Annotated in this window: 21 protein-coding genes and 1 pseudogene; 5 read left to right on the top strand and 17 right to left on the bottom strand. The window is 47.2% G+C overall.

The features are described from left to right. Nucleotides 1-1,182, bottom strand: a complete 1,182-nt coding sequence (locus MHB43_RS25290; RefSeq protein ID WP_405130682.1) for a galactokinase — start codon at nucleotides 1,180-1,182, stop codon at nucleotides 1-3. A gap of 153 nt (nucleotides 1,183-1,335) precedes the next feature. On the opposite strand from MHB43_RS25290, the gene MHB43_RS25295 reads away from it, so the two are divergent. Then, a complete protein-coding gene (locus MHB43_RS25295) occupies nucleotides 1,336-2,310 on the top strand; it encodes an AraC family transcriptional regulator (RefSeq protein ID WP_339305430.1) in 975 nt (324 codons plus the stop codon). A gap of 80 nt (nucleotides 2,311-2,390) precedes the next feature. Here MHB43_RS25295 and mgrA read toward each other — a convergent pair whose 3' ends face one another. The 6 genes from mgrA to MHB43_RS25325 all read right to left on the bottom strand — a co-directional run bounded on the left by mgrA (nucleotide 2,391) and on the right by MHB43_RS25325 (nucleotide 7,898). Next, on the bottom strand, nucleotides 2,391-3,398 hold the full coding sequence (gene mgrA / locus MHB43_RS25300; RefSeq protein WP_036674510.1) for an L-glyceraldehyde 3-phosphate reductase: 1,008 nt from the start codon (nucleotides 3,396-3,398) through the stop codon (nucleotides 2,391-2,393). Between the two features lie 78 nt (nucleotides 3,399-3,476). After that, nucleotides 3,477-4,217, bottom strand: a complete 741-nt coding sequence (locus MHB43_RS25305) for an NAD-dependent protein deacylase (RefSeq protein WP_339178759.1) — start codon at nucleotides 4,215-4,217, stop codon at nucleotides 3,477-3,479. A 271-nt stretch (nucleotides 4,218-4,488) separates the two neighbouring features. After that, the gene (locus MHB43_RS25310) at nucleotides 4,489-5,256 is read right to left on the bottom strand and encodes an HAD family hydrolase (protein WP_405130683.1); all 768 of its coding nucleotides are present in this window, start codon (nucleotides 5,254-5,256) and stop codon (nucleotides 4,489-4,491) included. A gap of 64 nt (nucleotides 5,257-5,320) precedes the next feature. Next, the gene (locus MHB43_RS25315) at nucleotides 5,321-6,085 is read right to left on the bottom strand and encodes an alpha/beta fold hydrolase (protein WP_405130684.1); all 765 of its coding nucleotides are present in this window, start codon (nucleotides 6,083-6,085) and stop codon (nucleotides 5,321-5,323) included. A gap of 94 nt (nucleotides 6,086-6,179) precedes the next feature. Then, nucleotides 6,180-6,845: a bifunctional 2-keto-4-hydroxyglutarate aldolase/2-keto-3-deoxy-6-phosphogluconate aldolase gene (locus MHB43_RS25320; protein WP_017686833.1), complete on the bottom strand. Its 666-nt coding sequence runs from the start codon at nucleotides 6,843-6,845 to the stop codon at nucleotides 6,180-6,182. An 87-nt stretch (nucleotides 6,846-6,932) separates the two neighbouring features. After that, nucleotides 6,933-7,898, bottom strand: coding sequence for a sugar kinase (locus MHB43_RS25325; protein WP_405130685.1), 966 nt, complete (start codon nucleotides 7,896-7,898; stop codon nucleotides 6,933-6,935). Nucleotides 7,899-8,120: 222 nt separating this feature from the next. On the opposite strand from MHB43_RS25325, the gene MHB43_RS25330 reads away from it, so the two are divergent. The 3 genes and pseudogenes from MHB43_RS25330 (at nucleotide 8,121) to ilvD (ending at nucleotide 11,531) form a co-directional block, all read left to right on the top strand. Then, nucleotides 8,121-9,161, top strand: coding sequence for an acyltransferase family protein (locus MHB43_RS25330; RefSeq protein ID WP_405130686.1), 1,041 nt, complete (start codon nucleotides 8,121-8,123; stop codon nucleotides 9,159-9,161). Nucleotides 9,162-9,284: 123 nt separating this feature from the next. Continuing rightward, nucleotides 9,285-9,527, top strand: a pseudogene (locus MHB43_RS25335) (KGG domain-containing protein); the annotation flags it as partial. 318 nt (nucleotides 9,528-9,845) lie between these two features. Next, nucleotides 9,846-11,531, top strand: a complete 1,686-nt coding sequence (ilvD, locus tag MHB43_RS25340) for a dihydroxy-acid dehydratase (RefSeq protein ID WP_074096200.1) — start codon at nucleotides 9,846-9,848, stop codon at nucleotides 11,529-11,531. Nucleotides 11,532-11,616: 85 nt separating this feature from the next. On the opposite strand, the gene MHB43_RS25345 is transcribed toward ilvD, so the two are convergent. Next, nucleotides 11,617-13,020, bottom strand: coding sequence for a polysaccharide deacetylase family protein (locus MHB43_RS25345; RefSeq protein WP_405130687.1), 1,404 nt, complete (start codon nucleotides 13,018-13,020; stop codon nucleotides 11,617-11,619). Nucleotides 13,021-13,194: 174 nt separating this feature from the next. Between MHB43_RS25345 and MHB43_RS25350 the strand changes: the two genes are divergently transcribed. Further along, on the top strand, nucleotides 13,195-14,391 hold the full coding sequence (locus MHB43_RS25350) for an AI-2E family transporter (protein ID WP_339178776.1): 1,197 nt from the start codon (nucleotides 13,195-13,197) through the stop codon (nucleotides 14,389-14,391). On the opposite strand, the gene MHB43_RS25355 is transcribed toward MHB43_RS25350, so the two are convergent. From MHB43_RS25355 to MHB43_RS25395, 9 genes are all read right to left on the bottom strand, one after another. Further along, entirely contained in the window at nucleotides 14,370-16,067 is a 1,698-nt protein-coding gene (locus MHB43_RS25355) for a peptidoglycan D,D-transpeptidase FtsI family protein (RefSeq protein WP_405130688.1), read from the bottom strand. The genes MHB43_RS25350 and MHB43_RS25355 overlap by 22 nt on opposite strands. A gap of 238 nt (nucleotides 16,068-16,305) precedes the next feature. Further along, nucleotides 16,306-18,594, bottom strand: coding sequence for a methyl-accepting chemotaxis protein (locus MHB43_RS25360; RefSeq protein WP_405130689.1), 2,289 nt, complete (start codon nucleotides 18,592-18,594; stop codon nucleotides 16,306-16,308). A 234-nt stretch (nucleotides 18,595-18,828) separates the two neighbouring features. Beyond that, nucleotides 18,829-20,157, bottom strand: coding sequence for a U32 family peptidase (locus tag MHB43_RS25365; protein ID WP_221824739.1), 1,329 nt, complete (start codon nucleotides 20,155-20,157; stop codon nucleotides 18,829-18,831). Between the two features lie 17 nt (nucleotides 20,158-20,174). Beyond that, a complete protein-coding gene (locus MHB43_RS25370) occupies nucleotides 20,175-21,104 on the bottom strand; it encodes a peptidase U32 family protein (RefSeq protein ID WP_036616959.1) in 930 nt (309 codons plus the stop codon). A gap of 14 nt (nucleotides 21,105-21,118) precedes the next feature. Next, entirely contained in the window at nucleotides 21,119-22,159 is a 1,041-nt protein-coding gene (mltG, locus tag MHB43_RS25375) for an endolytic transglycosylase MltG (protein ID WP_339178782.1), read from the bottom strand. Between the two features lie 76 nt (nucleotides 22,160-22,235). Further along, nucleotides 22,236-22,550, bottom strand: a complete 315-nt coding sequence (locus MHB43_RS25380; protein WP_047844066.1) for a DUF1292 domain-containing protein — start codon at nucleotides 22,548-22,550, stop codon at nucleotides 22,236-22,238. Further along, nucleotides 22,551-22,850 (bottom strand): DUF1292 domain-containing protein, encoded by a 300-nt coding sequence (locus MHB43_RS25385; RefSeq protein WP_017686820.1) that lies wholly within the window; start codon nucleotides 22,848-22,850, stop codon nucleotides 22,551-22,553. A gap of 12 nt (nucleotides 22,851-22,862) precedes the next feature. Continuing rightward, nucleotides 22,863-23,279, bottom strand: coding sequence for a Holliday junction resolvase RuvX (gene ruvX / locus MHB43_RS25390; RefSeq protein WP_036616953.1), 417 nt, complete (start codon nucleotides 23,277-23,279; stop codon nucleotides 22,863-22,865). 128 nt (nucleotides 23,280-23,407) lie between these two features. Further along, the gene (locus MHB43_RS25395) at nucleotides 23,408-23,668 is read right to left on the bottom strand and encodes an IreB family regulatory phosphoprotein (protein WP_036616950.1); all 261 of its coding nucleotides are present in this window, start codon (nucleotides 23,666-23,668) and stop codon (nucleotides 23,408-23,410) included. Nucleotides 23,669-23,742: the final 74 nt, after the last annotated feature.

Consider the following 23,742-nt stretch of genomic DNA (forward strand, 5'->3'; position numbering starts at 1 on the left):
TTACTTCGCCTCCTTCAATTCTTTAACACCGTCGCCTACGCCGCATACATAAAAATCACCTTTGAGATGGGTACGCGCTTCATATGCAGCGCCCACTTCACTTACAAAACGCTCGACATCATCTTCATGCACAAGTGATACGGTACAACCGCCAAATCCTGCGCCAGTCATTCGAGCACCAAGCGTGCCTGGAATCCGCTGAGCTTCTTCAACCATAACATCCAACTCATCACAGCTTACTTCGTACAAATCGCGAAGCGATTCATGAGAAGCGTTCATCAGCTTGCCGAAGGTTTCCAGATCATTACCCTTCAATGCTTCGACCGATGCGAGCACACGAGCGTTCTCTTCCACGACATGCTGTGCACGCTGTCTTACTTTCTCATCCTTGATCTGATCCTGTAGTGTTACGAACTGCTCTGGCGTCAATTGAGCCAGGTAATTCAGTGCAGGCAGCTGTTCCTTCAAGATGGCAAGTGCCTGCTCGCATTGGGAGCGACGTTCATTGTAAGCTGAATCCACCAGACCGCGACGTTTGTTCGTGTTCCCGATGACCAATTTGTAGGAGCCTGTACGGAAAGGAACCTTTTCGTACTCCAGTGTGTCACACATCAGCAGGATCGCGTGATCCTGAGCACCGTTTGCGACAGCGAACTGATCCATGATTCCACAGTTGACGCCTACGAACTCATTTTCCGCTTTCTGGGACAGAAGCGCCAGTTGAACCGTGTCAATATCCGATACACCCTCCAGAGACTGAATCGCAAATCCGGTAAGTACCTCCAGAGATGCGGATGATGAAAGTCCTGCCCCGTTCGGAATCTCCCCGTGGTACAGGAAGTCGTAGCCTTTTGTTACATTCACACCTTTGCCTTGTAGTTCAACCATGACACCAACAGGATAGTCAGTCCATTCTCCGGTTTTCTCCTTACCGATGGAGGAAGTGTCCAGTACCCCTTCATAAGACATGTTCGTGGAAGCCAGTTGCAACTTGTTGTCCTGACGCTCACGAATGATCAAAGTTGTTCCGAATTCAAGTGCTGCCGGAAGCACGTATCCACCGTTATAGTCAATGTGCTCACCGATCAGATTCACACGTCCAGGGGCATGAAATACACGGATGTCCGCTCCACTCTCTCCGTACTTCTCAATAAACTTTTGTTTCAATTCAGTTACGTTCACTGCTGGTGCACCTCGCCTCGTTGTTGTGGTTTTCTTAATGTTATTATATAAGAAAGCGATCCCTCTTGTAATGCAACCATGTGTGTTTCATATGGATAAATGTGACCTTAAGACGTATAATGATCGGAGCATCCCGGAAAGAAGGAAACGACTATGTCAGATCAATCCAACCTCAAGAAAGAATCCCTTGCATCTTCTAACGAAAAAATACAGGAACCACCTTCCGGTAAGAGTGGAGCACTCAGTTATTCGGTTGCCTCCAATCCTGTCTATTATGAACAAGGCGCACTGCATGTCCTATTCGCCGGGGCAAGCCAAACCCTTCCGGGTCACGCCCTTGGGCCCAAACTGTTTGATTATTATCTGCTGCATTATGTAGAAAAAGGAGCAGGTACGTTCCGTACCGAACTGCACACCTACGAGTTATCCGCAGGGGATTGTTTCCTCATTCATCCCGGGCAACTGGTAAGTTACCAGTCTCACGCCCGCAATCCATGGCAATACCGCTGGATCGCTTTTACGGGCAGCCAGGCTGCCCAGCATGCTGACGAGGCGGGATTCCGCCCGGAGAAGTCCGTTTTTCATGCCGGACCATCCTGTGGAATTTCCGATTGGTTATCCGTGATGCAGGATGCTTTTGCCGAGCGCAAAGAAAGCTCCCATTTCACATCACTGGGTACGTTATATATGATTCTAGCTGAAGCACAGAATCACCTTTCGCAGGGTCAAACCTTAATTCCCGGTGAATCCTCCATCCGACGTACGGTGAAACAGATGATTCAATATATGTCCACTCAATATGCCTATCCTGTCTCCATTGAACAAATGTCAGCGAGTCTTGGTTACAACCGTGCGTATCTATCCCGTATTTTCAAACAGGAAACCGGACTGTCACCGGTCACTTATCTGCTAAAACTTCGGATCGACAAGTCGCGCCAACTCCTGAGAGAACGTCCGGATCTGTCCATCGAACAGGTATCTGCATCGGTCGGACTGCCAGACGCGCTGTACTTCTCCAAACAGTTCAAACGATTTCACGGTGAAGCGCCCAGCTTGTATCGAGAGAAAATACTGTCCCGCCCACTACATCAGGGGTTACAGCAGAATGCTCAACAAAACAAACGGTGAGCAACATAACGGACGGAACCACGGACGACAAAAAAGGTGCATTCCGCCATTATGGCTAAGATGCACCTTTTGCACTTTATTTATTTGTCATCAGGCTCCGGAGACAGGATGGATTCAATCCGTTCCAATTCCTCTGTAGAGAAATCCAGCTGACTGAGCGCAGCCACATTCTCTTCAATCTGGGAAGGACGACTTGCGCCAATCAACGCGGATGTTACCCTGCCATTACGCAGCACCCATGAGAGTGAAAATTGGGCCAAACTCTGACCACGGGCTGCTGCAATCTGGTTCAGCGCCCGTACTTTGCGGAGCGTCTCTGGAGAAATGTTGTTTTCATTCAGGAATACCGATGGTCCTTTGGCACGTGAGTCTTCCGGGATACCATTCAAGTATTTGTTCGTGAGCACACCTTGTGCCAATGGACAGAATGCAATACTGCCGGTTCCATACTCATCCAGCACGTCCTGCAAACCATCTTCAATCCAGCGGTCCAGCAGCGAGTATTTCGGTTGATGGATTAACAGGGGTGTACCCAGACTTTTCAAAATTTCGGCAGCCTGTCTTGTCTGCTCTGCGGGATAGTTGGAGATCCCTACATAAAGGGCTTTGCCCGAGCGAACAATATGATCCAGTGCCATCATCGTTTCTTCCAAAGGCGTTTCGGGATCATAACGATGTGAATAGAAAATATCCACATAATCCAGGCCCATACGCTTCAAGCTCTGATTCAGACTGGATACCAGATTTTTGCGTGAACCCCACTCTCCATACGGCCCGGGCCACATATAATAACCCGCTTTGGTGGAGATCACCAGTTCATCACGATAAGGTTTCAGATCCTGGGCCAGTACCTGTCCAAATAACTGCTCTGCTGAACCTGCCGGTGGGCCATAATTGTTGGCAAGGTCAAAATGTGTAATGCCCAGATCAAATGATCGGGTAATCATATTACGGCCATTCTCAGCGTTATTGATACCGCCAAAATTATGCCACAGCCCCAGTGAAATCGCTGGCAGTTTCAAACCTGAACGTCCAACGCGGTTATATTTCATCGTTTCATAGCGAGTATCGCTTGCTACGTAGACCATTATGAATCCCTTCTTTCCCCAGGTTCCGCCTCTTGTGTCCGGTCTATGCCGGAGAATGCGGTTATTCAGTCCATCCGTTCAACCAAGAAGCTGGTCCACATTATTCATTACCTCACCAATCGGCTCTGTAATCAGCAAATCCGCCCTGCGGTCGTAAGCGGTAGGTGTAGCGTTGAGCAGAACGGTATGTTTTCCCTGAAAATACGTAATTAACTGAGCCGCTGGATATACCGTCAGTGAAGTGCCTCCCACGAGTAACAGATCTGCAGAAGACAGTGCATCAATGGAGCGGTACAATGTCGTCTGATCCAGTTCCTCTTCGTACAGCACCACATCCGGCTTGATCACACCACCACATGCGGTACAGCGAGGTACCGTATCTTGGGATTGTATAATATCATTCAGCGTATAAAACTGCTTGCAATCCATGCAGGCATTACGATGAACTGAGCCGTGAAGCTCAAAAACATTGCTGCTGCCTGCCTTCTGATGCAGTCCGTCGATATTTTGCGTGATCACTGCCTGAAGTTTTCCTTCCTGCTCCAGACGGGCCAATAGTCGATGGCACCCATTCGGTTCAGCATCTGGATGAAGCATTTTGCCTCGATAAAAATCATAAAAAATATCGGCGTGTTGATCAAAAAAATGTCGACTTAATAACTCTTCCGGTGGATAAGGCGAATGCTGCTCCGTCTGATACAGACCCGCAGCCGAGCGGAAGTCGGGAATCCCGCTTTCCGTTGAAGTTCCGGCCCCTCCGAAAAAAACAATCCGGGAGCTTGCCTGAATCCAGGCAGCCAGTTGTTCTGTTGCGTTCATCCTCTCTCCTCCTTTTGTTTACTATATAAATTGAACTAAAGAATATTTACACTGGCCACTCCGATGACAGAACAACCTTCCGATCGCTGTTATCCACAGATTTTTTTGATTCCTTTCTAAAGGGAAAAATCCGAGGATAGCATATGCTTCCGAAGTAGCTTTCTTTTAGAAAGCTTTTAGGCGAACGCTCCGTTTCTTCAGGTTATTTCTGTCCTCTCCATTTCGTGTAAATGTTAGTTCAATTTATATAGTTCATTCTGGCTAGGCTAACTTATGAAGTAACGCTTAGCTCATTATAATGACGAATAATGGCATGGGCATCAACCAGATGAGATCCTTGATCTGACTGTGGACAGTAACCAAGCGCATAGGATACGCCTGCGTGCCGCCCCATCTGCATATCCCCATTGCTGTCTCCAATTACGATGGCCTCCGCAGGATCGATATGTAATTCACGGCAAGCCAAGAGTGCTGCTTCTCCATCCGGTTTGCCCTGTGTCACCCGATCACAGCCCACAATGGAGGTGAAAAAGGAACGAATCCCCATCCAATCCAGATGTGTTTCTGCTGCCGCTGTACTGTCTGAAGTGACTACTGCCAGCTGTATGTCTGCTGCCCTGCAACTGTCTAAGAAAGCAAGTAATCCTGGCATCGGTTCAGCCGATTTGCGCTCCCTTACCGATTTCATGGCCACACTTGAAAATTGGCGTATCGTTGTGATCGCTTCATTCCATGGCATGCCTGCTGCATACAGCTGGCCGGCAAGCAATCCCGTACATTCATCCACAGTCGCAATGGCCAGTGGGCCTTGCGGATCATAGCCGACAATATGACCTTCTGCATTATGAATGGTGCCCAGGACGTGCTCCCGTTCAACCGTAAATGAAGCTCCAAGCTCATTCATACGTGATTGTAACTGACTCAGCAACGTCTCTGCCCACGGCCCCCATAGCTGGAGGAATTCCAACAGTGTTCCATCTTTATCGAACAGGATACCTTTACATGGGATCTGCACTCCATGCATTTGAAGCATGGTCATCCGTATCACCTCCATCAAGTTATGCTATACATGCATACAGCCCTTAATGCAGAATAATCAAAATCTATTTGATCGTACTTAACCAAGCCAGTACTGTCTTGACCGTCTGATTCAACTGTTCTTCTCCACTCACTTCCGGCTTGCCATCTCCTTTTTGATGACCATAATCACCGAACTGAGCGTGGTTTCCACCTTCAATGGTGTAGTACACCGTCTCCACGGGCAAATACATACGTCCACTCTGATACTTGGTCATATTCACAACCTCATCTTTAGTACCCAAAATGGTTAAAGCAGGTATTCCCAGTGTCATTACACTCCCTTTTTCATCCGGGTAAGATGCCAAGAAGAAGATCCCATGAAGTGCATCTGGATGTGCTGCTACATAACGTGCAGCCATGGACCCGCCGAGAGAGTGTCCACCCATAACGAATTGTTCGTCTGGATAGGCGGCCAGAATCTCATCTGCCAAGTTTGGCTTAAGCACTGCCAGGTTAACTGGCATCTTGGCAATAATGGTGTGATGACCCGCAGCAGCCAGCTCATGCGCGAGTGGTGCATAACTTTCCGGTTTCACCAGCCCACCAGGGTAGAAAAGTACACTTTTTCCAATCGGTTTATCTGGCACAAAATCAATCCAGTTCTCTTGTTCACTCACCGTCACCCGATTGGCTGTTTCCATGGCTGTTTGAGCTGATTCCTGTGGACCGTATGGTGTGAATAATTTCCACGCAACAAATCCACATCCAATGACAATGAGCGCCAGAAGTACGAGCAGGAATTTCCCGATGCCCCTCTTCTTGCGCCCTGTATTATAACGATTTCTCAACTTTAATCACCTTTCTTCACTTCCGCAGGTGCCGCGGCTCACAGAATTGGGAGCCTTTGTTCATCAGGCTCCCCTTCTCCGAATTGAAAAAATATTATTCTGCCTTGGCCTTGCGGTAAGCATCCATATATTGTTCCGCTTTGCGACGGACATGACTCAGGTCACCCGTCTTCACAGCTTCCGATGTCAAGTCGGAACCAATCCCTACAGCCACTGCTCCACCCTTGATCCAATCCCCCAGATTAGACAAGGATACCCCGCCAGTTGGCATAAAATTCGCCTGCGGCATAGGGCCCTTCATCGTTTTGATAATCGAAGGATCATACAGATTACCCGGGAACAACTTCACAATGTCCACACCGAGTTCCAGTGCGCGTTGAACATCAGCAATCGTCATCACACCAGGCAGAATCGGAATTCGATACAGATTGCAGATCTGAACCGTATCCGGATTCAGGGAAGGTCCAACTACAAACTCGGCACCCGACATGATGGCCGCTCTCGCCGTTTGCGGTTCAAGCACCGTTCCCGCACCAATAATCGCGAATTTCTCTGGATCTTGTGTGTTCCAATGGTATACACGGCTTAATTTTTCAATGGCTTTGAGTGCACTGGGTACTGTCATCGTAATCTCGATAACTTTAATGCCACCCGCAATCGCTTGCTCGGCCATGGCAATGACTTGATCAGCAGAATCTGCACGCAGAACTGCCACAACCCCATTGTCCGTAATCTTTTGCAACAGCTGAAGCTTCTTCATTTCATTCTCTCCCTTGTCAATGTGGTGGTTGTGTATACAAGCCTTACATTTAAGAACGAAGATGAGCCATATATGATTTCAGAGCGACTAGCGCTCAACATGGGCAACGTTGTTCAGCTTGGCCTCGACCTGCCCCCACGTCGGGAGCGCCTCCCAATCGCCAACAGCCTGTATAATCATGGAACCGGTCAAATTGCCGAGACGGGTTGCTTCCTGCGGGGAGTATCCTTTTAATATACCCGATAAAAATCCCGCACAGAAACCATCTCCTGCTCCTACCGTATCCAGAACATAATCCGCCTTAAAGTACGGAACTTCCGTTAGGGTACCATTCGCCAATACGTAGGTCAAATCAGGGCCACCCTTCACGATGCACACAGCATTCATGGCAGATAAACGCTCAAGTACTTTTTGATCATTTTCTTCGTTATATAGAAGTTTCATCTCGTCCAGACCCGGTAAAAAGTAGTCCGCCAGTTCAGCTAAACGCAGTAAAACTGGACGGGCCTCATCCGCAGACCATAATTTGAGACGCAGATTTGGATCAAAACTTACTTTCACCCCTGCCTGTTTGGCAATATGTATGGCAGCCTCTACCGTAGCAAGTCCGGACGGGCTTATCGCTGCCGTTATACCCGTAACGTGCAATATCTTCGCCCCGGCAATATAGTCGGGATCCAGATCATCAGGTGTGATCGCACTTGCAGCAGATAGCTTCCTATAATAATGCACCGAGGCTTTCCCGGAAGCGTTCTCACGAATCATCAAACCAGTCGGCTCGTGATCACTTAACCTTACCCGGGATACATCTACACCTTCACCGCGAATGGCTTTCAGTATCATACTGCCGATCGGATCATTGCCCAAACGTCCAAACCAACCACTGGTATGCCCCAGGCGTGATACGCCAATAGCCAGATTGCTCTCAGCACCCCCGAAAGACTTGTCCAGTGTGGCTGCATATTCCAGCCCTCTTGTATCCTTGGCAGTCAGCAAACCCATACTCTCCCCAAACGTAATAATTTCCGGGCTTGGATAAGGACTCGTTGACATGATTTCTTCCCTCCTTATATTTACATTCCCTCATCTTCTTTTACTATTGTCATCCTCTATGCAACCGTTGTCAATCCCGTTGTGTTCATTTTGTTGTCACAGCTTTGAGAAAAGATAACGCTTACCAATGTGAATTAAATCACAATAGAGAATACACATCCATATTACCCTTATTACAGATGCAAATGACCTTTCAACCAGGATCTATAAGGGGGCTACACCATGAAAAATCAGACACTGATCCGGGATGATCAGGAATCTTTCTTTTACAATCTGCGCTTTATGCTTATCGTCTGTGTCCTTGCTGGCAATGCACTTGAACCACTCATTACACGTTTTGCAGGAGCGGAAGCTCTGTTCCTGTGGATATATACGTTTCACATGCCGCTCTTTGTATGGGTAACCGGGTATTTTGCGACACACTCACTCCAAGGTGCATCTGGGCGAAACGTCCTGAAACAGATTGCACTACAGTACGTACTGTTTCAGTCCTTATACGCATTGATGGACTTTACCGTATTCCATACACCCCATATGCGGCTTTCCTTCTTTGCACCTTACTTGCTGTTATGGTTTCTCGCGAGTCATTTCTGTTGGCGACTGCTGCTTCGTCTGACGATTTCCTGGAAACCGATATATCGGCTGATTGGATCGATTGCGCTCGGTATAATTGCCGGGTATTTGCCCATCGACGGGTTCTGGCTCAGCTTCAGCCGTACGTTTGTATTTCTGCCGTTCTTTGTCATCGGTTATGACTATGGAGCAACCATCCGTTCACATTTATTATCCGGTTGGGGGCGAAAAACCGCAGCCATCCTCTCTGCTGCACTGTTGGTATGGATCGGGTATGGTGGTTTGAATATTTCATCCGGATGGTTACTCGGCAGCATGACGTACGCCGAACTGGGTCACCACGAATGGTATGCCGGCATCTTCCGACTTGGAGTCTACCTATTGGAGATCGCATCGGCAGCACTGTTCTTGGCCTGGGTACCTTCCTTGACTTCCAGACTGACGGACCTTGGACGACGCACACTTTATGTATTCCTGCTGCATGGGTTTCTCGTTCGTCTCGCGATCTGGTCCGGAGTCTACAGTTATATGGGAAGCTCGGCGTATATTCCAGTCATACTTGTCATTGCCGTACTCTTCGCAGTCACCCTGGCTCTGCCGGCTGTACGTCACACGTTCAAACCCTTAATTGAACCGGATATATCCCGATTTTCTTTCCATCGACCTGAGGTGTTTAAACGGTCGGCCTAATGCTCTGACGGATCTCTTCACCATCGATTCTATCCTGCTGTGTTGTTTCAGGCTGGAAATAAGGTGGTAAATTAGGGATACGCGCTACAAAAAACAACTTATCGTTGTAAGGAGTGATTTGTAATGGCACGTCAACCGACGTCAGAACGCAAGATGAGCCGTGAGGAAGCTGGCAGATTAGGTGGTAAAGCCACTTCCAAGAACCATGATCGAAGCTTCTACCAGATGATTGGAAAAAAAGGTGGAGAAGCGACTTCAGATGCCCATGACACTGACTTTTACAAGCAGATTGGTCGCAAGGGCGGCGAAGCAACCTCCGAAACTCATAATAAGGAATTCTATCGTGAGATTGGACGCAAAGGTGGAAGCAACTAATGAATTCCGCTCGCCACATCGAAACATGATCATAGCTTTTCCGCAAAATCAAGAAGTCTAATTCCATGAAAATGGTTTGAGGCTTCTTTCTATTGATTGTAGAAATATGACGACGGTTGTGATAGACTCAATAGAAAAACCGGGTGTTCACGGGTTTAAAGCAGCAAAGAATTTCACAAACTACGGGGAGCTCGACACCGGCATGCCGGTCCTTTTTTTTAGAGTACGGATGAAATTAAACGACAGATGCACTGCCATTTACTTTTCCATTCATGTTGCTCAATATTATATATTTGGGGGGAATACACCATGTCAGCCAAGAAGATGCGTTCCGATATGATCAAAAAAGGTTTTGACCGTGCACCACACCGGAGTTTGCTCCGCGCAGCGGGCGTTAAAGAAGAGGATTTCGGCAAGCCGTTTATTGCCGTATGTAACTCATACATTGATATCGTGCCCGGCCACGTCCACCTTCAGGAGTTCGGTAAAATTGTAAAGGATGCTATTCGTGAAGCCGGTGGCGTTCCATTCGAATTCAACACCATCGGAGTAGATGATGGTATTGCCATGGGACACATTGGTATGCGTTACTCGCTGCCAAGCCGTGACATTATCGCGGATTCCGTGGAAACGGTTGTATCAGCTCACTGGTTCGACGGCATGGTATGTATCCCGAACTGCGATAAAATTACACCCGGCATGATGATGGGTGCACTCCGCTGTAATATCCCTACCGTGTTTGTCAGCGGTGGACCGATGAAAGCCGGTCGTGACAGCAATGGTAAAGCTCTGTCCTTGACCTCTGTATTTGAAGGCGTAGGTGCTTACCAAGCAGGTAAAATCGATGATAAGAGCTTGCTTGAACTTGAACAGTTCGGCTGTCCAACATGTGGATCATGTTCCGGTATGTTTACTGCAAACTCCATGAACTGTCTGGCTGAAGCGATGGGACTGGCTATGCCAGGTAACGGAACCATCCTGGCTGTTGCTCCTGAGCGTCGTGAGTTTGTTAAACAATCTGCTAAACAACTAATGGAACTTATTAAAATGGATCTGAAACCACGTGATATCGTTACTGTAGAAGCAATCGATAACGCGTTTGCACTGGATATGGCGATGGGTGGATCTACGAATACAGTACTGCACACGCTGGCACTGGCTCATGAAGCTGGCATCGAGTATCCAATCGAGCGCATCAATGAAGTAGCTAACCGCGTTCCGCATCTGGCGAAACTTGCACCTGCTTCCGATCTTCACATCGAAGACGTTCACAATGCAGGTGGCGTAAGCGCAGTGCTGAACGAATTGCTCAAGAAACCAGGCGCGATTCACGGTGACTGCATTACCGTAACGGGTAAAACGATCCGTGAGAACGTTGAAGGAAAAGAAATTCAGGATACAAATGTCATTCACCACCTGGATAACCCGCATTCCGAAAAAGGCGGCCTGGCTGTATTGTTTGGTAACCTTGCACCACAAGGCGCTATCATCAAGGTTGGTGCTGTTGATGCTTCGGTTGGCGGATACCACAAAGGTCCTGCCATCTGCTTTGACTCCCAGGAGCAAGCGCTCGAAGGCATTGCTAACGGCAAAGTAAAAGAAGGACATGTTGTTGTTATCCGTTATGAAGGACCAAAAGGCGGACCAGGTATGCCTGAGATGTTGGCTCCTACTTCCCAGATCGTAGGTATGGGGTTGGGTGCTAAAGTCGGTCTGATCACCGATGGACGCTTCTCTGGCGCATCCCGCGGAATCAGTATCGGACATATCTCTCCGGAAGCAGCTGAAGGTGGTCCAATCGCCTTTGTTGAAGAAGGAGACATCATCGAGCTGGATCTGAACAACCGTATCATCGAATTGCACATCAGTGACGAAGAGTTTGAACGTCGTCGCGCTGGTTGGAAAGGCTTTGAACCGAAAGTAAAAACCGGTTACCTGGCTCGTTATTCCAAACTGGTTACCAATGCAAGCAACGGCGGCGTACTGAGTATCTAATTCATTAATAAATAAAGGGTTGCTCTTCTGCCAAATCTGGCGAAGGGCAACCCTTTTCTTTTGCTGGTTGGTGTGATCAGTCCGTTTAGTGCCGCTCTGGCAGTATCTCTTGTTCAATTAACAATGATTCATCTCTGGATTCTTCTACCGTTGCTGCCACCTGCATTGTATGTTGACCGTAACGTTCCAACAGCAGATCCAGCGGCATGGCAATCATCTTGGGTACCAGTTGGTCTGTACGCTGTTTTAGACGTTTGGTTCCTGCCGGGTGGATTACACTTAACAGCAGCTTCAAGTATACTTTGGATGCAGCACTGAACGGTCCAGGAGGCAATTCTTGTATGGTAAATCCGAATTTTTCTGGGCCTCTATTAATCATGCTCACACCGTATATCGCCTTGGCAGAGCGTAACTCAGGTTCGAGTGCCACCATGCGTGCCAGATCCGGCAATTGCTGTTCCATGGTCCGAATCATGCGAATAGCCAAATGCATACTGGAACGTGATGTCACTCCAAGTTCAAACAATTTCTGATTGTCAAAATGCAGTTCGATCACCGGATCTCCATTTTGAATAACATGGCCGTCATTCATCTCCACCCGCGCTCCGTGATATACACGTGATCTGAAGTGCAGCATGGGGTCCTCTGGCGAAGCCGTCCGCAGATGATATACCCAGTGAAACAACTTCTCCCAACCCAGCCACAAGGCCACAACGAGCCGCTTCCATAACTTCAGTGGTGTCTGTAATTGCGTTTTGTTCTGAGATTCGCTCACTGTGATACCTCCCATCAACGTATCGACGCGTACACTTTGCAGCCCAAGCCGTTCAGCTTCCTGCAAGACGACTTCCAGCGCCTGAAGCATCTGCTCCGGCGCGTGTGCATCTGCACCAAGGGTCGTTCCTCGATCATGCAGCAGCATGACCTCTCCGCCTCTTAGTTCCTTCAGCATCCGTTCGGTCAATCTTTGGGCACCCACTCGGCTTCTCCAGTCCTCAAACATGGAAGACCACAGTACAATCTTTCGTTCTTTCTTACTGAAAAAATCAAACAGATTCATAATCCCCCACGGCGGACGATAATAACAAGTCTTCACACCGGTTACTTCATGAATAATCTGACCTGTTCGCTGAATCTGATCACGAACAGTACGCGGCCGCATGAGCCAGTTCGTCTTGTGAATATAATTATGAATGCCAATAAGATGACCCTCGTCATGTATGCGTTGTATGAGTTCAGGATGACTCGCAGCATGTTCTCCAACGACAAAAAATGTGGCTTTTGCTTGATGCTGACGAAGCAGATCGAGCAGTCTTGGCGTATAGTGTGGATCTGGCCCATCGTCAAACGTTAATGCAAATTGTGTATTACTTCTTCCCCGTCGAAATACACGAAAACCAAAAAGCCTGCTGATCAAACTTGGAATAAAGGCGTAAAAAGATGAAAGATACAATAACCACAGTAGAATACTCTGAAGTATCATTGTCATGTTGCAAGCTCCCCACTTCTCCTGCTGAATTACGGTGCACTATGGCACTATCTAAAATAAACCGCCTTTAATTTTATCATAGTTCAGACTTTTCTTGAATCCTGTTTTCCCAAAAAGATAGCTATCGTGTACAATAAATACAATCTAATTATTGCCATCAAAGGAGCCATGTCCATGTTACCGCTTTACAAAAAATACGGGCGAACTGTCTTTGACATCGCATTGCTCATATTAACCGTGTATGTGATCATGTACAGTTTCAGTCAATTATACCAAGTGGCTGCACCAGTCTTTCTATCATTCATCGTGTATTGGATGATTGAACCGCTGGCCAAATTTTTACATCGCAAAGGAATGCCCAAGACGCTTGGAGCCGCCATCTCCGTCTTGTTGTTTCTTGCATTGATTGTCGCTGCCTTTTTTGGTGTGGGCTTAATTATCATTTCACAAATTTCCAATCTGCAAGATAATTTCCCCGTATACATTGAGATGATACAACGTGAATTCACCAATCTGGTGTTATTCATTCAGGACAAGTCAGATGCTCTCCCTGATGGAGTTATGGAAAAAGCGAATGATTATTTTGCAACACTGACCGGATTCCTGTCCAAATGGGTAACTAGCGGCGCGCAATTCGTCGTAGGTTTCCTCAGTTCATTCTCTTCTTTTATTACGAACTTCGGAATTGCGATTATTCTGGCATTTTTCCTGAGTATCGAGATTGAGTCCTGGCGCAAGTTCGCCCGTGCGAAAACGCCCAAAACATTAAAGTTAGCTATTGAATTCATGCGTAATCACGTGTTCAAGACAATCCGCTCGTATCTGAAGGCACAGATGATCATGATGCTCATTACGTTTGTATTGATTTATGCAGGTTTGTTGATTTTGGGAACCTCTAACGCCTTTACCATTGCAGCAGTCTGTGCGGTTTTTGATCTGGTACCATTGCTTGGCGTTCCTGTTGTGTTTATTCCATGGATCGTCTACTTGTTCATTATTGGCAATAGTAGCCTGGCGATTGGCCTGATTGTGATTCTGGCAGTGACGATGCTGACAAGACAATTGCTGGAACCGAAAATATCGGGTAACTCGATTGGTGTATCTTCGGCGTACTTGATGCTTTCGTTTATGCTGATCTCCCTTTCGATCTTTGGCCTGGCTGGTGTCGTGTTATCTCCAGTGCTTCTGATCCTTCTGAAAGAACTGTTACAACAAGGGTACCTGCAAAAGTGGATTCACCTGCCAAAAGATGAATTTGAATCCTCTCCATTGGTCATGGACCCACCGGTTAGTAAGGCCTCAGCGAATTTTGCCGAGTCTACTGTACAACGTCCCGTTTCTGCGAAGGATCATGAGGACTCAGCCAAATAGTCCATCACCTTCCTGAATAGAGCCGTCGCTTGATGTTGGCTGTCAGGAGAGACATTTTGAACAAGAACAGCTACAGCATATTGGGGTTGTTCTACCGGTCCATAACCAATGAACCATTGATTGTTGCGCTTCTCTCCATGTTTTTGTACCTGAGCTGTACCTGATTTCCCTGCAACATGCCACCGTGCACGCTGCAGGGATTTTCCTGTTCCCTCACGTACTACCTTATTCATCCATGATAACAGTTTATGCGCTGTTGCGGGAGCAATCTGTCCTGATGTTGAAGGTGAATCATGCAAGGGCATTTCCAGCATGGTACCACCATCCGCATATCGGATGCGCTTAACGAGACGTGGTGCACTAACCTTTCCATCATGTAACAGTGTAACGATCAGATTGGCAGCTTGCAGCGGTGTGACCAAGACATCGCGCTGGCCGATTGCTGTCTGTATTTTCGCACCTTCATCAGCAGAAGAAACAGTCTCTGTTCTCACACGACCGTGATCCTCATGATCAAAGTGTCGTAACACGGGCATTCCTGCCATCTGCTTCCCCTCCCAGCCAATCGGACGCGCGAGTCCCAGACGATCAGCCGTGTTCTCCAGTTGCTCCATACTAAGCCTGCGCGCCGTTTCCGCGAATACGATGTTGCAAGACTCCGCGAATCCTTGCTCCAGATTCAGGTCTCCATGCCCATGCTCCTTCCAGCAAGACAGCCCATATCTTCCGTACTCACCACCGCAATGGAATTCTTCTCCGCTAGAAACCGCATGATACTCCAAAGCAGCAGCCGCAGTGACAACTTTGAAAATGGAACCCGGTACGGCTCCCTCTACTGCACGATTACCCCAGGCCGATTGCTTGGGGTTCACATGTTGTGGCTGATAGAAAGGGCGGGAGATCATGGCGCGAACATCTGCATTAGCGGCATCTAACACAACCACGGCCCCTTCTTGTAATCCTGATTCTTGCGTCAACTCCTCCAACCCACGCTGTAACTCAGCATCCACTGTGGTTTCTACACGTAAAGGATAATGGCTATTGGCTGGTGCAATGACATGTGGCTGAACATCGGGGATAATCTCTCCACCACCCGAAACCATGCGTGATACAAGCGTAGGGCCAATTCCCCTTAACAGGGGTTCAAGTGTCCTCTCCAGTCCAGCTGCCCCTGATTTCATAGCAAATGGCTGTTTTACTTCATCCTGATGCCCAGTTATAACCTTGGAGGACTCAGGCTGTTCAGACAGATAACCCATCCACTGCATCCCTGTATGCCCCTGAAGATACCTTGTCATCATCGGATAGATGCCAGCTCCTTGCAGCTGCAAACTACGTAGGCGCTCCACCTGAGCAGACGTCAAATGAACAGGCTGATGTGTACCTGCTGTCCAGAAATGAGGTACATTTTCCTGATTCCATTCCTTCTTCAATTGATCCAGATCGGTATGTAATATAGCTGCCAACTGTATCATCTCGGAGCCTTCTAATGTCCCATGCTTGCGTAATGTCTCTAATGGTCCTGCCTGTGGAAAAAGAATCAATCCCCATTGCAGCTTACCAGTCAACGCTTCACCCTTGTAATCCGTAAATTGTCCCCGCCCCGGGTCAAGCATCACCCCGCGTTCACGCTGCAATACAGACATTTCACGTACCGTTCGGTGAAATCCGGGCATCGTCTGATTCACCTGAACAATCTGGACCCAACCCAATCGTAATATAAGCATTCCAAAGACAAGAGTTAGAAGAATACAAGTTATATAGATTCGCCGTTTCGCAAGGAGATACATCCCAATCTCACCTTTTGTCGTTTTGATCATATTATTGCTGATATGACTTGGAATTATCCGGTAAACAAAAAAGAAAACCTGTCCCATGTGCGGGACAGGTTCTCCACATTTCAACCTTGGCTTTTTACACCGTAAAGCGTGACAAGGTTTCTTTCAGTTCAGTAGACACATTCTCCAGTTTGCCAGACAGATTGACCAGCTGGTTACTGATATTTTGCTGTTCACTGCTCAAGGAAGCTACTTCTTGGGACGTTGCAGAAGATTCTTCAGCTACAGCGCTGACATTACTCATTGCTTCAGACAACGTACCTTGAGATTTATTTAAATCTCCAATAGAACCTGTCACCATGCCCAGACGTTCCACAAATGCACCCATCTGTTCCTGTACGGAAGCAAAGATGACGTTGGTGTCTTTAACCGCATCCATCTGTTCCTTGAATAACGGATAAGCTGCAGACAAAGCATCCACGGTCTCATTCATTTCAGTCATGATTTTGTCTGTTATCTCTCCAACCATCTCAATGGATTGTCTGGATTGAGCCGCAAGTTGACGAACCTCATCTGCCACCACCATGAATCCGCGTCCGGCTGCACCGGCACGTGCTGCTTCAATGGTCGCATTCAGGGAAAGGATATTGGTCTGTTTCGTTATGTTTTGCAGTACTTCAAGCACTTTCAGAACAGAGGACGTGCTCTCTTTCAGCGAATCAACCTTATTCACCAGTGCACCAATCATTTCTTCTGTCTTCTGGGTTTTGGTCATCAACTGATTCAGATGTTGTGTTCCTGTCTGACTGGACTTCTCTACATGACGAGCAGAATCACCCATCTGTTCATTAGCAGCGATTACACTCTGCATCTGACGAGAGATATTGTCAGTTAATTCATTACCACGTTCCGCTTCGGTTGCCAAACTGCCTGCACCGCCTGCGATCTCCTCTGTAGCTACGGCGATCTCCGAAGCAGATACAGCCGTTTTCTTGGATGCACTGCTCAGCTCAGAGGCCGTATCCAATACTTCCTGCGCAGAACGATTGGTTTGTTCAACCAGCTTAGTAATCTGCTCCATCATCAGATTGAAGGCGGTCGAGAGCTGACCAATTTCATCCTTGGAGCTATAAGGTGTACGAACTTTAAGATTACCTTTCGCACCTTCCTGCATCAGGTCTTTCAATTTGCCGAGTGGACGAGCGATCATACGCACCATCCAGATCCCGATCAATACGGCAATCCCCGCATCAATCAGCGCCATCCACAAGGTCAGGGTTAGAATGCCCTTTGCATCCTGGACCAAAACAGAGGTAGGTATCATACCAACCAGTTTCCAATTGGATGTATCCATCGTACTGTATACAGCCAGCATTTCCGTAGATTTGCCATCTACCGTATACTCCGTATTCGTGCTACCTGCTGGTTCGGTCAACTCTTTGACAAATGCAAGCTCTGTATCTTGTCCCGTACGATCCGAGATTGAGGATGCAACCACTTTATTATCCGGAGCAATCAGTTGAAGAATAGCTCCTGGCCCCAGATCAAGCGATTTCAATTGTTCCTCCAGAACTTCCAGTTTCAGTTCAATAACCAGAACATACGACTGGGTCGTTCCCTGCAGGTTTTTCATTGAACGTGCAATTTTAAACGTTGGGGTTGAGCCATCTTCCTTGACCTCAGTTGGAAGCCAGCGATAACCGCCCGCCTCAATCAACTCACTGTACCATGCTTCTTGGCGAATGTTGCCCATGGATGAACTGTTACTACCTGTACCCATAATGGACTTTGTATCGTCCGTAGGTACCAAATAAATCGCTTCCATAGATTTATTTGTAAATGCAACATTGGATAATTGCTTGTTGATTGAACTTGAGTTTATGAATGTATCATACGCAGTCAGATTTTGATCTGACATTTTTTGTAGCAAGGACTGCATTTCAGGATCAAAGAAAATCTGTGTGGATGTATCCACAAATCTCTCCAAAATAATGTCCATTTTTTGTTTGGTCTGATCAATGGTCTCCTGATTGGCACGTGAGGCATTTTTCTCTATCGTACCCTTGGCTTTTGAATAGGATAATAGACCTAAACTCACTACAAAAATCATAATTCCCGCAAAAAAGATCAAGAACAGTTTAACCCCTACGGATTTAACCGGATTTGCCTTCTTAATCTGTTGGAAAGAAGAACCTCCAAGGTTTTTCCAATCCCGGTTTTTAAATTGTTTCTTCACCCAATCAGTCTTGATCCAGCCCAGCTTGAGCTTGCTGCGGTCAATCTTAAACAATCTTTTGCCAGTGCCTGTTGTTTTGCTTTTGACTACTTTTTCTTTCTTCACTTTCTGAACCTTCTCAGGATTAACCTGCTCGGCTTTTGTCACTTGCTCCCCACTGTCTTTCTGCTTCTTTTGAACCAATCCCATTCACCTGCCAGTAATTTACTTGTTGGATTTTTCTTTCTCTCCCCTATAAATATGTAGTATTCGACAGCTTTCTTCGTTCCCCTTTCACTTCCCAGAAATATTTTACAACTTTATTCCTATTTTTCTATAAAAAAAAGACCCCCATCTGCCGATAAACGGAGGTCCCCAAGTAAATTTCATAACACTATTTTGTTAAATCATAATACAATATTGACACATCGTAGGTATTTGAGCCTACTTCTTTTTTCTCATCATATCGAAGTACGAAACCGGTTGGTCTACCTTCATTTTAATCAGCTGCAACGGGTGACGAGCAGCATCCAGAACATTGCCTTCTTCATCCTGTATTTCACCGACGACCTGTTTGAAAAAGTGACCTCCCGGACCGAAAAATTCGATTTCCTGTCCTGGTTTGAAGTGATTGCGCTGTTGAATGGTTGCCATTCCTGTTTCAGCATCATACCCCATGACCAAGCCAGCGAAGTCAAAAGGTACAGCCTTTTCTTCCGGTTCATAGATATGATCTTCATGGTCTGGTGTATCATAGAAAAATCCGGTATTCAGCGGGCGATTCGCCGCTTTGTTCATTTCTTCAACCCATTCAGGTTTCAGAACATAATTTTCCGGGTCTGCCATATAGGAATCAATAGCTTGACGGTAGACGTTAACCACAGTTGCCACGTAGTGGATCGATTTCATACGTCCTTCGATCTTGAAACTGTCCACTCCCACATCAATCAACTCGGGAATATGGCCAATCATGCACAGATCCTTTGATCCCATGGAGAATGAATTATCCTGTTCCTCGAACAGGGGAAGCTGGTTCTCACCCAGTTTGAATGTCGCAGGGGCCTTCATCTGCATGTCCTCTTCGCTGACCCACACCGTATCTTCTCTCGCATCCTCGAACAGATCATACTTCCAGCGGCAAGACTGGCAACAGCCGCCCCGGTTGGAGTCCCGATCCGTAAAGTGATTGGAGAGCACACAACGTCCGGAATACGAGGAACACATCGCCCCATGAATAAAGGCTTCAATTTCGATATCCACATTGGCCTTGATCTCTTCAATCTCTTCAAAGCTGGTCTCACGTCCGAGAACAACACGTGGAAGTCCTTCATCTTTCCAGAACTTCACGGCTTGCCAGTTGAGTGTGGATTGTTGAGTACTTAGGTGTACCTCAAGGCCTGGCACAGCACGAAGGGCTACTTCAATGATAGCCGGATCGGCTACGATGATCGCAGAGATCCCCGCATTATAGAGGTTTTGCAGGTATGTTTCGATCCCCTCAACATCCTCATTATGTGCATAGATGTTTGTCGCTACGAACACCTTGGCTCCATACTTTTTGGCAAACTCCACACCTTCACGCATCTCTTCAAAGCTAAAGTTATCCGCGTTGGAACGCAGTCCATAGGCCTGTCCACCGATATATACGGCATCTGCACCGTAATGGATTGCAAATTTCAGTTTTTCCAGATTACCCGCCGGAGCTAGCAGCTCCGGTTTGTCCAGACGGTTACGTTTCCCCGAAAACTTCCGCTGTACCGCCACTGTTTCCATTCTGTTCACCTCGTCTATTAATACACTTGTTCTTTATAGAAAAATCCAAACGACAATTCACGTTCAGGGTCCTGTAACTTCCGCACCTCAGCGAGCCACTCTTCAGAGAACGCATATGCATCAGCATCGGCTACATAACTGTCAATCGCTGTCCGATATGCACGTACAACAGCTTCATTGTAGGTGAGTGATTTTAACATACCTTCAATTTTGAAACTGTGCACACCCGCCTCCATCAACAGATGAAGATCTTCGAGGATACATATATCCTCAGAGCTCATAATGTGTGTACCGTTAATATCCTCGTAGATCGGGAATTTCTCATCCCGACGTTCAGCCTCGATCAGGAACAATCCCCGCTCTTTCCCCAGATGTCCCTCAACCGGCCGCCCTTGATGAGCCATATAACTTTGCACCAGACTGCGCTTGGAATGATAAATATTCGTCATGCCATGCACCTGAACCTGAGCTTCCACTTTCAGAAAAGGGACCATTTCCGTCAACTCGTCCATATTCAACTCACGGGCAAGCACAACACGACTAGCTCCCTTGGTTCCCCAATAGTTGGCCGTCGCATAGTTCGTTGAAGTCATCTCCGCATTCCAGTGCAGCTTCACATGTGGCGCGTATTCCTTCATGGTAGCCAGCACGGATGGATCATTAAACTCCACACCATCAATACCGATTCTGCCAAGTGCTTGGACATATTCAGGCAATTCTTTCAACAGTTCGTTGGACATCAGATTAGTCATGGATACATACACACGCGCCTGATGTTTGGCTGCAATGGCAACCACCTCTGCTGTCTCTTCCACGCTAAAGCTGCCTGGAAGACGCATGCCGAATCGATCATCTCCAATGACCAGAGCATCTGCTCCCGCTTGGAGAAGCACTTCTGCCTCTTTCACATTCGCTGCTGTAACGAGCAGTTCATGTTTCTTACTCATATAATCCCCTCCGCTTATTGCGCAGCCTTACTTTTGGCTATATTTTGCTGGTGTTCCTTATACGTTTTGGCAAATAGATGTCCAGACGAGCCATCCTTTTTTGTCACATAGAACAGATACTCCGAAGCTTCCGGATTTAGCGCTGCCTCAATGGACGGAAGACTTGGACTGGCAATTGGACCTGGTGGCAAGCCTTTGTTCAGATACGTATTATAGGGACTTTTCACCTTTAGATCCTTGAAAAACAATCGCTCCTTCGGTCTGTCGAGCAGATATTGCACGGTAGCATCAATCTCCAACTTCATATCCTGATTGATCCGATTGTAGATTACACCTGCAACCAGAGCACGTTCCTCGTCCACTACAACTTCTTTCTCCACGAGTGACGCAATCGTCAGCAGTTCATGCAGGGAAAGGTTCTTTTCCTGGAGCTTGGCTTTCAAATCAGGAATGGAATTAATCTTGGTCTGGAATTCTTCCAGCATCCGTTGCATCACATCATGCGTGGAACTTCCCTTTTTCAGCTCATACGTCTCCGGGAACAGATACCCTTCCAATACGTAGCGAAGTTCTTCATCCACTGGAATATCTTTGATGATATCTACATCAAAGGCCGAAGGATCATTGGCCAGCTTGATGAATTCATCCCGATCTACAACATGCTCATAAGAAAGCTTACCCGCCATTTGCAGAACGTTATAACCCTCCGGAATCGTAAATTTCACCATTTCTTCCGGTACAACTTCGCCACTCCTCAGCTTGCTAACAATCTCATCATATGTCACGCCAGGATTCATTGAATATGTACCCGCCATGAAATTAGAACCTAGTTTCTTCCACTTTAAATACCCTTTGAAGGTTAACCCGCTTCGGATGAGGCCTTCTTCTTGAAGCTGATCCGCGATTTTCGAAGTTCCCGATCCGCTCTTAATCTCGAATACGACCGGTTCTGTAGAAACTTCCACAGGACGCATCATACTCCACACGTAACCGCCTGCGCCTCCGACAAGAACTACAATGATAAGCAGTATGACTACAATTGCTTTCCCTTTCAAAAAAGAAACAACTCCTTTACACAACCAAAAAGAGCGGACTTCTCCGCCCTCCCGGTTTCTTCAATTTGAAGCTGATTTAATCTTCGTCAATGGGGAGTGTACACTCATCATACAGTTCCGAGATGTTCTCCCACTCATCATCATCGTCGATCGTAACTAACTCTGGCATGATCTGGTCTTCACTTCCAGGTGATACCCGCAGAAGTTCAACCTCGTCATAAGGTCGCAACGAACTGCGGAGCACCGCGTACTGCTGACCGTTCACTTCGAACTCAGCCAACAAGTCATACGGTTGTGATTTACCGTTCTCTTCCTCGAGCTCAACATGAGCACCGAATGCCAGACGCAGTGAATCTGTCCATTTCAGGTCTTTGCGGCTATATTCCGTCATTTAGTTCGCTTCCTCTTCATCTTCAGCAAGAAATGTATTAAACGTCTCCTCAACGATATCCCATTCGGCATCATCTTGGATGACGAAAAGTTTAATATCGTCGCCCTCTTCTTCATAACGGAATGCATATACATCCGTTTCGCCATCTTCAGGTTCAACCGGAGCAACCATCATGTACTTGGCCTCCGAACCATCTACTTCAAACTTCATGATGACTTCGAATTCCTCTTCATTACCCTCGTCATCCGCAATGTAAATAATTTCCGCTTCTTCTTCCATACCCAGTTGATCTTCAGCCATTGTTGATCCCCCTCACCTTCTACTATTGGCATCCAAATAATTTTGCAAAATCAAGCTTGCGGCCATTTTGTCCACAACCTGTTTGCGTTTTTTCCGACTGACATCCGCTTCAATCAGCGTACGTTCTGCTGCCATGGTTGTCAGCCGTTCATCCCAAAGGTGAACAGGTAAATTCAGTTCATCCCGCAGGCGATCGGCAAAAGCAATGCATATCTCACCGCGCGGTCCTACGGTGCCGTTCATGTTTTTGGGAAGTCCGACTACGATCTCACTAATCTCATGCTCACGCACAAGTTCGGCAATCCGAGCGAACTCGCCTTCATCACGGCGGCGTTCTAGCACTTCCAATCCCTGGGCAGTCCAACCGAAGGCGTCACTCGCGGCAACTCCGATTCTTCGGTCCCCATAGTCCAAACCTAATATTTTCATCCATGCTCTCCCATCCTGGGGCCTGCTCAGGTCGATTACAAATAATCGCCTTCTCAAGCTTCAGGCTGTCTTCTGTCGGTTCATTTCCCGCTGCCTGCAAGGCTGCAACACAGCGGAAGCGGCGTACATTACCGGTGATTGGCCAGATAGGAACGTACAAGCTCTTCAATCAGCTCATCGCGCTCCTTTTTACGGACCAGACTACGTGCGTTGTTGTGACGAGGAATGTATGCCGGGTCTCCAGAAATCAGATACCCAACAATCTGGTTGATCGGATTATACTCCTTATCGACCAATGCATCATATACCGTGAGAAGAATCTCTTTGGATGATGCTTCCTGTTCGTCACCTTTCACATTAAATTTAACCGTCTTATCCATGGAGTCCATTGATGACACCTCGCTCCTGCATGAACATGGGGACCATGTCCTGCCGAATTGATTTCTGTTTATATAATAACATA

Source organism: Paenibacillus sp. FSL H8-0317, from assembly GCF_045040685.1.
GTDB lineage: Bacteria > Bacillota > Bacilli > Paenibacillales > Paenibacillaceae > Paenibacillus.

Excerpts from the sequence above, each read along its gene's own strand:
- MHB43_RS25295 (WP_339305430.1), top strand. The coding sequence starts at position 1,336 with ATGTCAGATCAATCCAACCTCAAGAAAGAATCCCTTGCATCTTCTAAC.
- mgrA (WP_036674510.1), bottom strand. The coding sequence starts at position 3,398 with ATGGTCTACGTAGCAAGCGATACTCGCTATGAAACGATGAAATATAAC.
- MHB43_RS25305 (WP_339178759.1), bottom strand. The coding sequence starts at position 4,217 with ATGAACGCAACAGAACAACTGGCTGCCTGGATTCAGGCAAGCTCCCGG.
- MHB43_RS25310 (WP_405130683.1), bottom strand. The coding sequence starts at position 5,256 with ATGACCATGCTTCAAATGCATGGAGTGCAGATCCCATGTAAAGGTATC.
- MHB43_RS25320 (WP_017686833.1), bottom strand. The coding sequence starts at position 6,845 with ATGAAGAAGCTTCAGCTGTTGCAAAAGATTACGGACAATGGGGTTGTG.
- MHB43_RS25325 (WP_405130685.1), bottom strand. The coding sequence starts at position 7,898 with ATGTCAACGAGTCCTTATCCAAGCCCGGAAATTATTACGTTTGGGGAG.
- MHB43_RS25330 (WP_405130686.1), top strand. The coding sequence starts at position 8,121 with ATGAAAAATCAGACACTGATCCGGGATGATCAGGAATCTTTCTTTTAC.
- ilvD (WP_074096200.1), top strand. The coding sequence starts at position 9,846 with ATGTCAGCCAAGAAGATGCGTTCCGATATGATCAAAAAAGGTTTTGAC.
- MHB43_RS25345 (WP_405130687.1), bottom strand. The coding sequence starts at position 13,020 with ATGACAATGATACTTCAGAGTATTCTACTGTGGTTATTGTATCTTTCA.
- MHB43_RS25350 (WP_339178776.1), top strand. The coding sequence starts at position 13,195 with ATGTTACCGCTTTACAAAAAATACGGGCGAACTGTCTTTGACATCGCA.
- MHB43_RS25355 (WP_405130688.1), bottom strand. The coding sequence starts at position 16,067 with ATGCCCGGATTTCACCGAACGGTACGTGAAATGTCTGTATTGCAGCGT.
- MHB43_RS25360 (WP_405130689.1), bottom strand. The coding sequence starts at position 18,594 with ATGGGATTGGTTCAAAAGAAGCAGAAAGACAGTGGGGAGCAAGTGACA.
- MHB43_RS25365 (WP_221824739.1), bottom strand. The coding sequence starts at position 20,157 with ATGGAAACAGTGGCGGTACAGCGGAAGTTTTCGGGGAAACGTAACCGT.
- MHB43_RS25370 (WP_036616959.1), bottom strand. The coding sequence starts at position 21,104 with ATGAGTAAGAAACATGAACTGCTCGTTACAGCAGCGAATGTGAAAGAG.
- MHB43_RS25380 (WP_047844066.1), bottom strand. The coding sequence starts at position 22,550 with ATGACGGAATATAGCCGCAAAGACCTGAAATGGACAGATTCACTGCGT.
- MHB43_RS25385 (WP_017686820.1), bottom strand. The coding sequence starts at position 22,850 with ATGGCTGAAGATCAACTGGGTATGGAAGAAGAAGCGGAAATTATTTAC.
- ruvX (WP_036616953.1), bottom strand. The coding sequence starts at position 23,279 with ATGAAAATATTAGGTTTGGACTATGGGGACCGAAGAATCGGAGTTGCC.
- MHB43_RS25395 (WP_036616950.1), bottom strand. The coding sequence starts at position 23,668 with ATGGACTCCATGGATAAGACGGTTAAATTTAATGTGAAAGGTGACGAA.